Genomic DNA, 15,382 nt, shown 5'->3' on the forward strand with positions numbered 1-15,382 from the left:
CCGATTACTGCAGGCGACCATTGTCGCAACTCAACAGCCGAGTGGCTCTTCAATCATGCGTAATTAATGCGTAATCTGCCATAAACTCTAGATTAAACGTTTCAGCAAGCGTATTTTTACGATTATCGCGACGAACGTGGTCCTGCCAACTGACCGCTCAGTCAATTTATTCGAACGTCTTTGCACTGATTTATTCAAAATAATACCTAGTGCGCCCGCCGCACTAACTAGGAGAACGGCATGCTTGAGCTCACCCACGAGCAGATATCCATGGGCCAGACGGCTGTGGATAAGTCTGCTGCCTTGCAACTGCTCGCTGAAAAACTGGTGGCCGATGGCCTGGTCGCCGAGGGTTACCTCAGTGGCTTGCAAGCGCGTGAAGCCCAAGGCTCGACCTTTCTTGGCCAAGGCATCGCCATCCCCCATGGCACGCCCGAAACCCGCGACCAAGTCTTCGCCACCGGCGTGCGCCTGCTGCAATTCCCCGAAGGGGTGGATTGGGGCGATGGCCAGATCGTCTACCTGGCGATCGGCATTGCCGCCAAATCCGACGAGCACCTGCGCCTGCTGCAACTGCTGACCCGCGCCCTCGGTGAAACCGATCTGGGCCAGGCCTTGCGTCGCGCGAGCTCCGCCGAAGCCCTGCTGAAACTGCTGCAAGGGGCACCGCAAGAGCTGGCGCTGGACGCACAGATGATTGGCCTGGGCGTGTCCGCTGACGATTTCGAAGAGCTGGTGTGGCGCGGCGCACGTCTGCTGCGCCAGGCCGATTGTGTGAGCAATGGCTTTGCCGCCGTGCTGCAACAAGTCGACGCGTTGCCCCTGGGCGACGGCCTGTGGTGGCTGCACAGCGAACAGACGGTGAAGCGTCCGGGCCTGGCCTTTGTCACCCCGGACAAACCGATGCGTTACCTGGGCCAGCCATTGAGCGGCCTGTTCTGCCTGGCCAGCCTCGGCGAGGCGCACCAAACCTTGCTCGAACGCCTGTGTGCGTTACTGATCGAAGGCCGCGGCCAGGAACTCGGTCGCGCCACCAGCAGCCGTGCCGTATTGGAGGTGCTCGGCGGTGAACTGCCGGCCGACTGGCCAAGCGTGCGCATCGCCCTGGCCAACGCCCACGGGCTGCATGCACGGCCTGCGAAGATCCTCGCGCAATTGGCAAAAAGTTTTGACGGTGAAATCCGTGTGCGCATCGTCGATGGCGACGTCAGCGCGGTGTCGGTAAAAAGCCTGAGCAAGCTGCTGAGCCTCGGTGCACGTCGTGGCCAGGTACTGGAATTTGTCGCTGAGCCAGGCATTGCCGGTGACGCCTTGCCCGCCTTGTTGGCCGCCGTGGAAGAAGGCCTGGGCGAAGAGGTCGAGCCGCTGCCAGCGGTAAGCGCCCAGCAGACCGTGGTCGACATCGAACCTGTGATCAGCGCGCCAGTGTCCGGCAGCCTGATCCAGGCCATCGCCGCCGCCCCCGGCATCGCGATTGGCCCGGCGCATATCCAAGTGCTGCAACCCTTCGAATACCCTTTGCGTGGTGAGTCCCCGGTGATCGAGCGCCAACGCCTGCACAACGCGTTGACCGAGGTACGCCAAGATATCCAGGGCCTGATCGAGCGCAGTAAATCCAAGGCCATCCGCGAGATCTTCATCACCCACCAGGAGATGCTCGACGATCCGGAACTGACCGACGAAGTCGAAACGCGCCTCAAGCAAGGCGAAAGTGCGCAAGCGGCCTGGATGAGCGTGATCGAAGCCGCCGCCAAGCAGCAGGAATCGCTGCAGGACGCCTTGCTCGCCGAGCGCGCCGCCGATCTGCGTGACATTGGCCGTCGCGTGCTGGCCCAACTGTGCGGCGTCCAAACCGCGCAAGAGCCCGACGAACCCTACATTCTGGTAATGGACGAAGTCGGACCATCCGACGTCGCGCGCCTGGACCCGGTGCGCGTCGCCGGCATCCTCACCGCCCGTGGCGGGGCCACCGCCCACAGCGCCATCGTCGCCCGCGCCCTGGGCATTCCCGCGCTGGTGGGTGCAGGTCCCGCCGTGTTGTTGCTGGCCTCGGGCACGCCGTTGTTGCTGGATGGCCAGCGCGGTCGCCTGCATGTCGACGCCGACGCCGCCACCTTGCAGCGCGCCACCGTCGAGCGCGACACCCGCGAACAACGCCTGCAAGCCGCCGCCGCACAACGCCATGAACCGGCCCTGACCCGCGATGGCCATGCCGTCGAAGTGTTCGCCAATATCGGCGAAAGCGCCGGTGTTGCCAGCGCCGTGGAGCACGGCGCCGAAGGCATCGGCCTGCTGCGCACCGAACTGATTTTCATGGCCCACAAACAAGCGCCCGACGAAGCCACCCAGGAAGCCGAATACCGCCGCGTGCTCGACGGCCTCGGCGGTCGGCCACTGGTGGTGCGCACCCTTGATGTGGGCGGCGATAAACCGCTGCCTTACTGGCCGATCGCCAAGGAAGAAAACCCCTTCCTCGGCGTGCGCGGCATTCGCCTCACCTTGCAGCGCCCACAGATCATGGAAACGCAATTGCGCGCGCTGCTGCGCTCGGCGGACAACCGCCCGCTGCGCATCATGTTCCCCATGGTCGGCAGCGTGGATGAGTGGCGCCAGGCCCGGGACATGACCGAGCGCCTGCGCCTGGAAATCCCGGTGGCCGACCTGCAATTGGGGATCATGATCGAAGTGCCGTCGGCGGCCTTGCTGGCGCCGGTGTTGGCCAAGGAAGTGGACTTTTTCAGCGTCGGCACCAACGACCTGACCCAGTACACCCTGGCCATCGACCGTGGCCACCCGACGCTGTCGGCCCAGGCTGACGGCCTGCACCCGGCGGTGTTGCAACTGATCGACATCACCGTGCGCGCAGCCCATGCCCATGGCAAATGGGTGGGCGTGTGCGGCGAGTTGGCGGCCGACCCGTTAGCCGTTCCGGTGCTGATCGGCCTGGGTGTGGATGAGCTGAGCGTGTCTGCGCGCAGCATCCCCGAGGTCAAGGCGCGGGTACGTGAATTCAGTCTGAGCGAGGCCCAGGGCCTGGCACAAAAAGCGCTGGCGGTGGGTTCTCCTGCCGAAGTGCGTGCGCTTGTGGAGGCCGTGTAAATGGCAAGGATTTTAAGCCTGACGCTGAACCCGGCGTTGGACCTGACGGTGCGCCTGGCACGCCTGCAACCAGGTGAGGTCAACCGCAGCGAAGCGATGATCACCCATGCTGCCGGCAAGGGCGTGAACGTTGCCCAGGTGCTGGCGGACCTTGGCCATCAGGTGACCGTAGGCGGCTTTCTTGGCGAGGACAATCCCCAGGCGTTCGAGATGCTGATTGCCCGTCGTGGTTTTACCGATGCGTTTATTCGCGTGCCGGGAGAAACCCGCAGCAATATCAAGATCGCCGAGCAGGACGGGCGGGTCACGGACGTCAACGCACCCGGCCCGGTGGTCGGTGAGCAGGCGCAACAGGCACTGCTTGAGCAACTGGCGCGGATTGCGCCCGGCTATGACGCAGTCGTCGTGGCCGGCAGCCTGCCCCGTGGCATCACCCCGCAGTGGTTCCAGGGCTTGCTGCAGCAACTGAAACACCTCGGTTTGAAAGTCGCCCTGGACACCAGCGGCGAAGCGTTGCGCGCCGGGCTGAATGCCGGCCCGTGGTTGATCAAACCCAACACTGAAGAACTGGCCGATGCACTGGACTGCCCGACAGACTCTGTCGCCCAGCAGGCACAAGCAGCCGCACGTTTGCACGCCCAGGGCGTCGAGCACGTGGTGATCTCCCACGGCGCCGATGGCGTTAACTGGTTCAGCCCCGGCACGGCGTTGCACGCCACGCCGCCCAAGGTCAGCGTTGCCAGCACCGTGGGTGCGGGGGATTCGCTGCTCGCCGGGATGCTCCACGGTTTGCTGACCTTCGATGTGCCTGAAACCACCTTGCGCCGGGCCACCGCGATTGCCGCGATGGCGGTCACGCAAATCGGCTTTGGCATCACCGATGAGGCACAGCTTGAGACTTTGCAGAGCGGCGTCCACGTGCGCCCGCTGACAGAACAATAAGAGGGTTGGTCATGAAGTTAGCCATTGTTACTGCCTGCCCGAATGGCATGGTCACCAGTGTGCTGTGCGCCCGCTTGCTGGACGCCGCCGCGCAACGCCAGGGCTGGAGCACCAGCGTCGAAGTCGTGGACGTGCAGCACCCGGAACGCCAGTTGTCGGCGGCCACCATTGAAGCTGCCGAGTGGGTGTTGCTGGTCAGCAGCACGCCGGTGGACATGCAGCGTTTTGTTGGCAAGCGGGTATTTCGCAGCACGCCGGCCCAGGCGTTGCAGGATGTAGAAGCCGTGTTGCGTCGCGGGGCCGAAGAGGCCCAGGTGCAGATGGCGGATGCGGCTCCGGCTAAAAGCACGCCGCGTATCGTCGCGATCACGGCATGCCCGACCGGCGTCGCCCACACCTTCATGGCTGCCGAAGCTTTACAGCAAACTGCCAAGCGCCTGGGGTACGACCTGCAGGTTGAAACCCAGGGTTCGGTGGGTGCACGCACGCCGTTGAGCCCCGAGGCAATTCGTGACGCCGACGTGGTGCTGCTGGCGGCGGATATTGAAGTCGCCACCGAGCGGTTTGCCGGCAAGAAAATCTACCGCTGTGGCACCGGGATCGCGCTCAAGCAATCGGAGGCGACCCTCAACAAGGCGCTGGCCGAAGGCAAGCAGGAATCTGCCGCCAGCGGCGCCGCTGCCAAATCCGAGAAGACCGGTGTCTACAAGCACCTGCTCACCGGTGTGTCGTTCATGTTGCCGATGGTGGTGGCGGGCGGTCTGCTGATCGCCCTGTCGTTTGTGTTCGGCATTCATGCCTTCGAAGAAAAAGGCACCCTGGCCGCCGCGCTGAAAACCGTTGGCGACCAGGCGTTCATGCTGATGGTGCCGCTGTTGGCGGGCTACATCGCCTACTCGATTGCCGACCGTCCGGGCCTGGCGCCGGGCATGATCGGCGGACTGTTGGCCAGCACCTTGGGGGCGGGCTTTATCGGCGGGATTTTCGCTGGTTTTCTTGCTGGCTACTGCGTCAAATTCATCAGCCGCGCGATCCGTTTGCCGCAGAGCCTGGAAGCGCTCAAACCGATCCTGATCATCCCGTTGCTGGCGAGTCTGTTCACCGGCCTGGCAATGATTTACCTGGTTGGGCCGCCGGTGGCGAAGATGCTCACGGGCCTCACGGACTTCCTTAGCACCATGGGCACCACCAACGCGGTGCTGCTGGGCATCTTGCTGGGCGGCATGATGTGCGTCGACTTGGGCGGGCCGATCAACAAGGCGGCCTACGCGTTTTCCGTCGGTTTGCTGGCGGCGCAAAGCGGCGCACCGATGGCCGCGACCATGGCCGCCGGGATGGTGCCGCCGATAGGCATGGGTATCGCCACCTTGCTGGCGCGGCGCAAGTTCGCCCAGACCGAGCGCGAAGCCGGCAAGGCGGCACTCATCCTCGGCATGTGCTTCATCTCTGAAGGCGCGATTCCGTTTGCTGCCAAGGACCCGCTGCGGGTCATTCCGGCAAGCATCGCCGGTGGCGCGTTGACCGGTGCGCTGTCGATGTATTTCGGCTGCAAGCTGATGGCGCCCCATGGCGGGTTGTTCGTGATGCTGATCCCGAATGCGATCAACCATGCGCTGCTGTATCTGTTCGCAATTGTGGCGGGGAGTTTGTTGACCGCGGTGGTGTATGCATTCCTCAAGCGTCCGGAGACAGTAGAGCTGAGTGTCGCCTCCGCCAAGGCCTGACACGATCAAAAATGTGGGAGCGGGCTTGCTCGCGAAGGCGGTGTATCAGTCACCTGATGCATCGACTGACACACCGCCTTCGCGAGCAAGCCCGCTCCCACATTTGATCTCCAGTGTCTGGGGGGTGTCATAACCCGTTCATCCCGGCGTGCTTTAGTTTCCCTTTTGCTGCTCAAGAGGGAATCTGCATGAGCCACTTCAACCTCGGCCGCCGCCGCGTGATGCAAGCGGTCGGCGCTGGCCTGTTGCTACCGGGCCTCGCGCCTGCGGTGATCGCCTCGGTCAAGGACCGCCCGCAACTCACTGACGGCGTGCAGTCCGGCGACCTGCTGGGCGACCGCGCGATGATCTGGAGCCGCAGCGACCGTCCGGCGCGGATGGTGGTGGAGTGGGACACCCGCAGCGTGTTCAACAACCCGCGCAAATTCGTCTCGCCCCTGGCCGACAGCCGCACCGATTTTACAGCCCGTGTCGAACTCACCGGCCTGCCCGCCGACCAGGCGATTTTCTACCGAGTGCACTTCGAAGACGCCCAGACCGGCGTTGCCAGTGAACCCTGGTTCGGCCACCTGCGCAGCGTGCCGCAACAACGCCGCGATATCCGCTTCGTGTGGAGCGGTGACACCGTCGGCCAGGGCTTCGGCATCAACCCGGACATCGGCGGCATGCGCATCTACGAAGCTATGCGCCTGCGCCTGCCGGACTTTTTTATCCACAGCGGCGACACCATCTACGCCGACGGCCCGGTGCCCGCGCAACTGACCACCGAAGACGGGCGCATCTGGCGCAACCTCACCACCGAGGCCAAAAGCAAAGTCGCCGAAACCCTGAATGAATACCGCGGCAACTACCGCTACAACCTGATGGATGAAAACGTGCGCCGCTTCAATGCCGAAGTGCCGCAGATCTGGCAGTGGGACGATCACGAAGTGATCAACAACTGGTCGCCGAGCAAGCAACTGGATGAGCGCTACAAGACCCGGGACATCAACACCCTGGTGGGCCGTGCGCGCCAGGCCTGGCTGGAATACTCGCCCATGCGCCGGCAAAGCGCCGACCAGGGCGGGCGCATCTATCGCAAGCTCAGCTACGGCCCGTTGCTGGATGTCTTTGTGCTGGACATGCGCAGCTATCGCGGGCCCAACGACGACAACCTTGGCGGCGAAAAACCGTTCCTTGGGCGTGAGCAACTGGATTGGCTCAAGCGCGAATTGAAGGCCTCTCAGGCACAGTGGAAAGTCATCGCCGCCGACATGCCCATCGGCCTCGGCGTGCCCGACGGTGAAGTCAGCCCCGGCGTGCCGCGCTGGGAGGCGATTGCAAACGGCGACCCGGGCCCGGCCCAGGGACGCGAGTTGGAAATCGCCGAATTGCTCGCGTTCCTGCGGGCGCAACAGGTGCGTAATCACGTGTGGCTGACGGCGGATGTGCATTACTGCGCGGCCCATCATTACCATCCGGACCGGGCGGCGTTTCAGGATTTCGAGCCGTTCTGGGAGTTTGTCGCGGGGCCGCTGAATGCCGGGAGTTTTGGGCCTAACCCGCTGGATAAAACCTTCGGGCCGCAGGTGGTGTTCGAGAAGGCGCCGACGGTGCAGAACAGCTCGCCGTTTGCCGGGTTCCAGTTTTTTGGCGAGGTGCAGATTGATGGGCAGACGGCGGAGTTGACGGTGGTGCTGCGGGACCTGGATGGGGTGTCGGTGTTTGAGCAAAAGCTGCAGCCGGTGTGAGGCTCCAGCTTTTGGGGTGCTCATTGGGACGGTCAGTAAACATCCCGGCGATAGCGGCCCTGTTCGATCAACCGCTCAACCGCTTCACTGCCCAACACATCGTGCAGCACCTGATCCACACCCGCCGCCATCCCTTGCAAACTGCCGCAGACATAAATCGCGGCGCCTTGCGCGATCCATTTACGCAGCACATCAGCCGACTCACGCAGGCGGTCCTGAACGTAGATTTTCTCGGCCTGGTCCCGGGAAAACGCCAGGTCCAGCAACGCCAGGTCACCGCTCGCCAGCCAGCCTAGCAGCTCGTCCTGGCAGTGGTAATCGTGGGCGATAGTGCGTTCGCCAAACAGCAGCCAGTTGCGCTGCTGACCGTCGGCAATCCGCGCCTTGAGCAAGCTGCGCAACCCGGCAAGACCAGTGCCGTTGCCCAGCAGAATCATCGGCACTGGTTCGGTCGGCAGATGGAAACCACTGTTGCGTCGCAGGCGCAGGCTGATCGCCGAACCCATCGGTGCATGTTTGCTCAACCAGCCGGAAGCCACGCCCAGGCTGCCGTCGGAATGACGTTCCTGGCGCACGATCAGTTCCAGCACGCCGTCGCTGGCAATCGAGGCGATGGAGTATTCGCGCATGCTCAACGGCACCAGCGCATTGACCAACGCCTGGGCATGCAGGCCCACCAGGTGCGCGCGATTGTCCGGTAGCTGGCGGCTGGCCAACGCCTGGTCGAGGGTGTGCGCCAGGCCGTCGATCACTACACCTTCACTGCCGGCCAGTCCCAGGCCTTCGAGGAAGTGCTCGATGGCCCGTGGGCAATTGCGCGGCAGCACTTCTACCAAATCACCGGCCAGCCAATCACGGGGCGCTGGCGGGGTGAGTCCGAGCAAATAGACGCCGGAGCCGCTGCTGTGCGGATTGAGCAGGGTGCGTTGGTTCAACGTCCAGTTTTCATAGGTCGCGGTGGCCCATGCTGCCGCCGGTGCATGGCCGGTCAGTTGGCCCAGTTGCTGTTGCCAGTGCAGCAAGGCATCGGTGTCGCCATTGTCGACTTCCACCGGGGCGAATAGCGGGTTGCCGCCCTGGTGGGTCAGCCAGAAATGCAGGCGCCGGGCGAAGCCGCAGAAGTGTTGGTACTGGCGATCACCCAGGGCCAGCACCGAGTAGTTCAAGCCCTTGAGTGACAGGTCCTGGCCGAGCACGCTGCGCTCGAAACCGCGGGCGCTGTCTGGCGCTTCGCCGTCGCCGAAGGTGCTGACCACAAACAACGCATTGCTCGACTGGCGCAAATCTTCCTCGCTGACGCTGCCCAGCGACTGCACGTTTACCGGCAAGCCGGCGGCCTGCAATTGCCCGGCGGTTTGCCAGGCCAGTTGCTCGGCAAAGCCGCTCTGGCTGGCAAAACCGATCAACCAGGCCGGCGCGTCGCTGGGGTTGTCGGTCAGGCCGTCGCGTGCATCGCGCACCTGGCGTTTCTTGCGGCGGCGGTCCAGGTACAGCAGCCAGCCGGTGATAAAGAACAGCGGCATGAGCAGTGCGGTGAGGGTCAGGATGATCCGGCCGGGCAGGCCGAAATAGCTGCCGGTGTGCAACGCATAGATGCTGGTCAGGATCTGCGCCTTGAAGCTTTTGCCGGCGTAGGTGCTGTGGGATTTGACCTCACCGGTGGCCGGGTCGAGGTTGATCTGGTTCAGCGCGCGGTCGTGAGGTGAGGTCTTCAGCAAGTAGTAGACGGTGGCCGGTTGCCCTGCGACCGCTGGCATGCGGATGTTATAGCCACTCAGGCCGGGCCCGGCGTTGCTGTAGATGCTGCTCCAGATCGCGTCGTAATTGGCTACAGGCGTGGGGCCGTCCGGCGCTGGGCCGCGCTTGCGCACCCGTTCGTTTTGCGGGGCGTCGGACAGCAGTTTGGTCATGCCATCGCTGTACCACTCGTAGGACCAGAACAGCCCGGTCAGCGCCGCCAATAGATAGAACAGCAGGCACCAGGTGCCGAACACCGAGTGCAGGTCCCAGTTGAAACTGCGGCCTTTTTTACGCCAGTCCAGGGTCAGCCAGGCGCGCCAGCTTGCCACCTGGCGCGGCCAGCGCAGGTACAGGCCCGAGAGACAGAAGAACACCAGTATCAGCGTACAGGCGCCGGTGATTTGCTGGCCGGTTTCGCCGATCGCCAGGAAGCGGTGCAGTTGCAGCACGAAGCCGAAGAAGTCCTGGCCAACGGGGTCGCCCAGGTAGTCGCCGGTGTACGGGTCGAAGTAGCGCATCTGGCCGCGACGTTCACCGGGCGGCGGGGTGAACCAGACCTTGGCGGCGTTGGCGCTATCGGGTTGCACCGTGAGCATCGACACCACTTCGCCTTCACGGGCTTGCAGCAGTTGCACCAGTTCAGCAGGTGGCAGTACGCCGGCCGGACGCTTTTCAACCGTCAACACCGTCGGGTTCAGCAGCTCGATGATTTCATCCTGGAACGACACCGTCGCGCCGGTGATCCCCATCAAGGCCAACACCAGCCCGGCGGTAATGCCGAAGAACCAATGCAACTGGAACAGGGTTTTCTTCAACACGTCGTGCGGCCTCGTCATCAGGTTAGGTGGTTCACGGGGCGCATTATGCCGCGAGTAGTCGAGAAAGATTCTTTTTTACATGCAATAAATCCGACCGTCCGATGCATGGGGTGTTGTGCGCGATCAATAAGAATCACTACCATTGGCAATTCTCCGCCTTCAGGTACTTCCCATGCTGCTGCACATTCCCGGCCTGTTCTCTCGCGAGGAAGTGCTGCGCATCCGCGAAGCCCTGGCGCACACCGAATGGGCCGACGGCAAAATCACTGCCGGGCATCAATCGGCCAAGGCCAAACACAACCTGCAACTGCCGGAAGGCCACCCACTGGCGAAGGAAATCGGCGCGGCGATCCTTGATCGCCTGTGGAAAAATCCGCTGTTCATGTCAGCGGCGTTACCGCACAAGGTCTTCCCCCCGCTGCTGAACTGTTACACGGCGGGTGGCAGTTTTGATTTTCATATCGACAACGCCGTGCGCCAGTCCAAGGGCAGCCACGAGCGGGTGCGCACCGACCTGTCCTCCACCGTATTTTTCAGCGACCCCGACGACTACGACGGCGGCGAGCTGGAAATCCAGGACACCTTCGGCCTGCAACGGGTCAAGTTGCCGGCGGGCGACATGGTGCTGTACCCCGGCTCCAGCCTGCACAAGGTCAACGCCGTAAGCCGTGGCGCGCGCTACGCCTCGTTTTTCTGGACCCAAAGCCTGGTGCGCGAAGACAGCCAGCGCACCTTGCTGTTCGAAATGGATGGCGCGATCCAGCGACTGAGCCGGGACGTGCCCGACCACCCGGCACTGATCCAGCTCACCGGCACCTATCACAACCTGCTGCGCCGCTGGGTTGAGGTCTGAGCGTGGGCATTTGATGGCGCGCAATATGCTCGGGCGTTGCCTGGAGCATGGCTGGGGTTGCCGAGGATCAAACCCAGGCGCTGGCGTGTTATCGACAGGCGGCGCGAGGTGGGGATTTTCGCGGGCAGTTCAGTTACGCGGCGGTGTTGGCGGACCGGGGCGAGATAGAAACGGCGCTGGAATGGCTGCGTAAGGCACTGGCAGGCGGGAATTTGAAGTTTTGCGGGTGGCTTACAGCACGTTGGTAAACGCAGCACAGCCTGAAATCAGGCTTTTGGCTAGGGACTATCAACTGCGTACGATTCAACTAAACGATGGGTGGCAGGATGCTGAGGTTGCTGCACAAGTTTAAATCACTATGATTGGATTTGATTCATTCTTAATCAGCTGTGTATTACGCACCAGCGAGGAGATTTTATGGGCGCCGATACTAAAGTCCTGACAGCTCACGTTCCAGCGGCGCTGGCTCAAAAAGTTGATCAGATGGCAGCGCGAATGGACCGCTCACGCGGTTGGATCGTCAAGCAGGCGCTTGCCGACTGGGTTGATCAGGAAGAGGAGCGCAGCCGCCTTACACGAGAGGCAATGGCGGATGTCGATGCCGGTCGCGTAATAGATCAGCATGCGGTGCAGGCTTGGGCTGACAGCCTGAGTACTGATACTCCGCTTCCGGTACCGCGCTGATGGAGTTGAAATGGACGAGTAAGGCCTTATCGGACCTGGCTCGGCTTTTCGATTTTCTCTGCGTTGTAAATCGGCCGGCAGCTGCTCGTACCGTGCAATCACTTTCTCAGGCTCCCATCAGTCTGCTGAGTAATCCGCGAATCGGTGAACGCATTGAAGAGTTCGCACCAAGAGATCTGAGAAGGCTGTTGGTCGGACACTATGAGATGCGCTACGAGATTCAGCAGTCGACGATTTATATTTTGCGCTTATGGCACGTTCGCGAAGATCGTTGAAAATTGAGACCCACAAAAAAACCCATGACACGTCATGGGTTTTTTATTTGCAGCCGGCTTACAGGTAGAACGATTTCAACGGCGGGAAGCCATTGAATTCAATCGCGCTGTAGCTGGTGGTGTACGCACCGGTAGACAGCCAGTACATCCGGTCACCAATCGCCAGGTTCAGCGGCAGGCCGTACTTGTAGTTCTCGTACATGATGTCGGCGCTGTCGCAGGTTGGGCCGGCGATGACCACTTCTTCCATCTCGCCTTTCTTCTCGGTCCAGATAGGGAACTTGATGGCTTCGTCCATGGTTTCGATCAGGCCGGAGAATTTGCCCACGTCGGTGTACACCCAACGCTCGACGGCGGTACGCGATTTACGCGCAACCAATACCACTTCACTGACCAGGATCCCGGCGTTGGCGATCAACGAACGGCCCGGCTCCAGGATGATTTCCGGCAGGTCGTCACCGAAGTCTTCCTTCAGGAAGCGGATGATTTCCTCGGCGTAGGTTTCCAGGCTGTTGGTGCGGGTGATGTAGTTGGCCGGGAAGCCACCGCCCATGTTGATCAGCTTGAGGTGGATGCCGTCTTCTTCTTTCAGGCGCTCGAAGATCACTTTGACCTTGGCGATCGCAGCGTCCCACACGCTGATGTCACGCTGTTGCGAGCCGACGTGAAAGGAGATGCCGTAAGGCACCAGGCCCAGGTCGCGGGCGAGGATCAGCAGGTCCATGGCCATGTCGGTCTGGCAGCCGAATTTGCGCGACAGAGGCCAGTCGGCCGTGGTCGAGCCTTCGGTGAGGATGCGCACATAGACTTTCGAACCCGGGGCGGCCTTGGCGATGTTGCGCAGGTCGGCTTCGGAGTCGGTGGAGAACAGGCGCACGCCTTTATCAAAGAAGTAGCGGATGTCCTTGGATTTCTTGATGGTGTTGCCGTAGCTGATACGGTCGGCGCTGACGCCGCGGTCCATGACCTTGTCCAGCTCGTAGATCGACGCGATGTCGAAGCTCGAACCTTTGGCTTTGAGCAGGTCGATGATCTCGACGGCCGGGTTGGCCTTGACCGCGTAATACACCTTGGCGAATTCGAAACCGGCGCGCAGGTCATCGTAGGCCTGGCTGATCATCGCGGTGTCGATCACCACGAACGGGGTTTCCTGGGTATCGGCGAACGCCTTCATTTTGTCAAAAGTGGCGCGCGCGAAATAATCTTCGACCTGGATCGACATGCTGGGAACTCCTACTGGCAAACTAGATTGATCAATGGGTGCAAATGAACGTCCTCCGTATCCCCACTTTGGTTCGCCTACTTCCCAAGGCATGTCGCCGAAAGCAAAAAGGCCATGGGATCAACCGCTTCCCTTGGCCTTGCTGTCTCGTCGTCAGTACTTGAGCCGGATGGATCGTTTCCAGCATGGACGTTCGGCGCGAACTTTAGGACGTGAGGGACTTTAGATCAACTAAAAATGTCGCGTTTTTGCACGCGTTCGTCGTGAGACCGTGTGCAGCTACTTATGTAACCGACCGGTATGACGGATTGATGTTCCCCGGGAGGGGATATTTGAGGTGTTTCTGACACAGTGAAGATCTAAATGTGGGAGCGGGCTTGCTCGCGAAAGCGGAGTGTCCGTCAATACATCCGTTGACTGACACACTGCCTTCGCGAGCAAGCCCGCTCCCACAATTTGAACCGCGCTGTGTCAGGTCATGCGAGCGCCGTCTCGGCTGGCGACACGATACTGGTCTTGCCCCCACGCGACTTACCAGAGCTCAAGTACTCGGCAATCGACTCCTGGGTCACTTCCCCCAGGAACACCCGCTCTGCGTCCATTACCGGCAACCACGAGCGGTTGAACTCGTACATGCGCGACAACAGGATGCGCAAATGCTCGTCGTACGCCGCCGTGGCGTTGAACTCGCGCAGGTACTGGCCGCAGGTACCGGTCTGACGGTGCAGGTCGCGGCGTCGTACATAACCCAGCGCCTTGTTCTCGGCATCGGTCACCACCACATAGCGACGGTCGAGTTCGTCCATCTGCTCCAGGGCATCCGCCACTGGCGTCTCCGGGCTGACCGACGGCGCGTTATCCGCCGCATCTTCAGCTTTCACCAGCAACAGACGCTTGAGGGTGCTGTCCTGGCCAACGAAGTTGCTGACGAATTCGTCGGCAGGGTGGGCCAGCAGGGTGTCCGGGTGATCGATCTGCAGCAGCTTGCCGGCCCGGAAGATCGCGATCTTGTCGCCCAGCTTGATGGCTTCGTCGATGTCGTGGCTGACCATGATCACGGTCTTGTTCAGCGCGCGCTGCATTTCGAAGAACTCGTTCTGGATCATCTCGCGGTTGATCGGGTCGACCGCGCCGAACGGCTCATCCATCAGCAGCAACGGTGCATCCGCCGCCAGCGCACGGATCACGCCGATCCGCTGCTGCTGGCCACCCGACAGCTCACGCGGGTAGCGGTGCAGGTACTGCTTGGGTTCCAGCTTGATCATGCTCATCAATTCGCGGGCACGGTCGTGGCATTTCTGCTTGTCCCAGCCCAGCAGCTTGGGCACCACCACGATGTTCTCTTCGATGGTCATGTTCGGGAACAGGCCGATCTGCTGGATCACATAGCCGATGTTGCGACGCAGGGTCACTTCATCCAGGTCAGTGGTGTCTTCGCCGTTGATCAGGATCTTGCCCGACGTCGGCTTGATCAGGCGGTTGATCATCTTCAGCGTGGTGCTTTTACCGCAGCCCGAGGGCCCCAGGAATACGCAAATTTCGCCTTCGTTGACGGTCAGGCTTACGGAATCAACGGCGGTGATGGTCTTGCCGTTGCTTTGGAAGGTCTTGGTCAGGTTTTGAAGTTCGATCATTTGAGCAGTCCTTTTGGAGTCAGCGTGCGTTGCAGCCATTGCAGAAGCAGGTCGGCGAAGATGGCCAGGAGACTGACCAGTACGGCGCCAACGATCAGCATCGACATGTCGCTGCGGCTGATGGAAGCCAGAATAAGTACACCCAGGCCACCGGCGCCGATGGTGGCGGCGATGGTCATCACACCAATGTTCATGACGACGGCGGTGCGCACACCGGCGAGGATCACCGGCACGGCAATCGGCAGTTCGACCATGCGCAGGCGCTGGCCGAAGGTCATGCCGATGCCTTTGGCGGCTTCGCGGATGCCCGGTTCCACGCCGGTGAGGGCGAGGTAGGTGTTACGCATGATGGGCAGCAGGGAGTAGAGGAACACCGCGGTGATCGCCGGCATCGGCCCCAGGCCCTGGCCAAATTTGGAGTAGAACGGCAGCAGCAGGCCGAACAGCGCGATCGACGGCACGGTCAGCAGCACCGTGGCGCTGGCCTGCAACGGGCCGGCGAGGGTCGGGAAGCGGGTCATCAGCACGCCCAGAGGCACGCCCACGACGATTGCCAGGATGACTGCAATGCCGACCAGGGTGATGTGCTGCCAGGTCAGTTGCAGGACGAGTGCCCAATCAAGATGGGAAAAGGCGTTCAGAAATTCCATGTCTTCTCCTC

The 15,382-nt window shown here is 61.8% G+C and carries 11 protein-coding genes and 1 pseudogene; 8 read left to right on the forward strand and 4 right to left on the reverse strand.

Annotation, left to right across the window (positions count from 1 at the left end; genetic code table 11):
* Positions 1 to 240 precede the first annotated feature (240 nt).
* From ptsP to CEC48_RS04615, 4 genes are all read left to right on the forward strand, one after another.
* The gene (gene ptsP, locus CEC48_RS04600; RefSeq protein ID WP_088422680.1) at positions 241 to 3,099 is read left to right on the forward strand and encodes a phosphoenolpyruvate--protein phosphotransferase; all 2,859 of its coding nucleotides are present in this window, start codon (positions 241 to 243) and stop codon (positions 3,097 to 3,099) included.
* Positions 3,100 to 4,041 carry a 1-phosphofructokinase gene (pfkB, locus tag CEC48_RS04605; RefSeq protein ID WP_088422681.1) on the forward strand — a complete coding sequence of 314 codons (942 nt, stop codon included), beginning with the start codon at positions 3,100 to 3,102 and terminating at the stop codon, positions 4,039 to 4,041.
* Between the two features lie 11 nt (positions 4,042 to 4,052).
* Positions 4,053 to 5,765 (forward strand): PTS fructose-like transporter subunit IIB, encoded by a 1,713-nt coding sequence (locus CEC48_RS04610; RefSeq protein ID WP_088422682.1) that lies wholly within the window; start codon positions 4,053 to 4,055, stop codon positions 5,763 to 5,765.
* Between the two features lie 188 nt (positions 5,766 to 5,953).
* On the forward strand, positions 5,954 to 7,495 hold the full coding sequence (locus CEC48_RS04615; protein ID WP_088422683.1) for an alkaline phosphatase: 1,542 nt from the start codon (positions 5,954 to 5,956) through the stop codon (positions 7,493 to 7,495).
* Positions 7,496 to 7,527: 32 nt separating this feature from the next.
* Here the strand turns inward: CEC48_RS04615 and CEC48_RS04620 are convergent, their stop codons facing one another.
* Positions 7,528 to 10,053 carry a sulfite reductase flavoprotein subunit alpha gene (locus CEC48_RS04620; protein WP_088422767.1) on the reverse strand — a complete coding sequence of 842 codons (2,526 nt, stop codon included), beginning with the start codon at positions 10,051 to 10,053 and terminating at the stop codon, positions 7,528 to 7,530.
* 172 nt (positions 10,054 to 10,225) lie between these two features.
* Between CEC48_RS04620 and CEC48_RS04625 the strand changes: the two genes are divergently transcribed.
* The 4 genes and pseudogenes from CEC48_RS04625 (at position 10,226) to CEC48_RS04640 (ending at position 11,865) form a co-directional block, all read left to right on the forward strand.
* Entirely contained in the window at positions 10,226 to 10,906 is a 681-nt protein-coding gene (locus CEC48_RS04625; protein ID WP_088422684.1) for a Fe2+-dependent dioxygenase, read from the forward strand.
* Positions 10,896 to 11,258, forward strand: a pseudogene (locus tag CEC48_RS31765) (sel1 repeat family protein); the annotation flags it as partial. The gene CEC48_RS04625 and the pseudogene CEC48_RS31765, both read left to right, overlap by 11 nt.
* Before the next feature lie 65 nt (positions 11,259 to 11,323).
* Positions 11,324 to 11,590, forward strand: coding sequence for a CopG family ribbon-helix-helix protein (locus CEC48_RS04635; protein WP_088422685.1), 267 nt, complete (start codon positions 11,324 to 11,326; stop codon positions 11,588 to 11,590).
* Entirely contained in the window at positions 11,590 to 11,865 is a 276-nt protein-coding gene (locus tag CEC48_RS04640) for a type II toxin-antitoxin system RelE/ParE family toxin (protein ID WP_088422686.1), read from the forward strand. Before CEC48_RS04635 ends, CEC48_RS04640 begins: the two co-directional genes overlap by 1 nt.
* Before the next feature lie 58 nt (positions 11,866 to 11,923).
* Here CEC48_RS04640 and CEC48_RS04645 read toward each other — a convergent pair whose 3' ends face one another.
* From CEC48_RS04645 to CEC48_RS04655, 3 genes are all read right to left on the reverse strand, one after another.
* A complete protein-coding gene (locus CEC48_RS04645; protein ID WP_088422687.1) occupies positions 11,924 to 13,087 on the reverse strand; it encodes a type III PLP-dependent enzyme in 1,164 nt (387 codons plus the stop codon).
* A 476-nt stretch (positions 13,088 to 13,563) separates the two neighbouring features.
* Positions 13,564 to 14,721, reverse strand: a complete 1,158-nt coding sequence (locus tag CEC48_RS04650; RefSeq protein ID WP_008437274.1) for a betaine/proline/choline family ABC transporter ATP-binding protein — start codon at positions 14,719 to 14,721, stop codon at positions 13,564 to 13,566.
* Entirely contained in the window at positions 14,718 to 15,371 is a 654-nt protein-coding gene (locus tag CEC48_RS04655; RefSeq protein ID WP_010175055.1) for an ABC transporter permease, read from the reverse strand. The genes CEC48_RS04650 and CEC48_RS04655 overlap by 4 nt, the downstream gene beginning before the upstream one ends.
* Between the last annotated feature and the right edge of the window lie 11 nt (positions 15,372 to 15,382).

It is taken from the genome of Pseudomonas sp. K2I15 (assembly GCF_002204795.1).
Taxonomy (GTDB): Bacteria; Pseudomonadota; Gammaproteobacteria; order Pseudomonadales; family Pseudomonadaceae; genus Aquipseudomonas.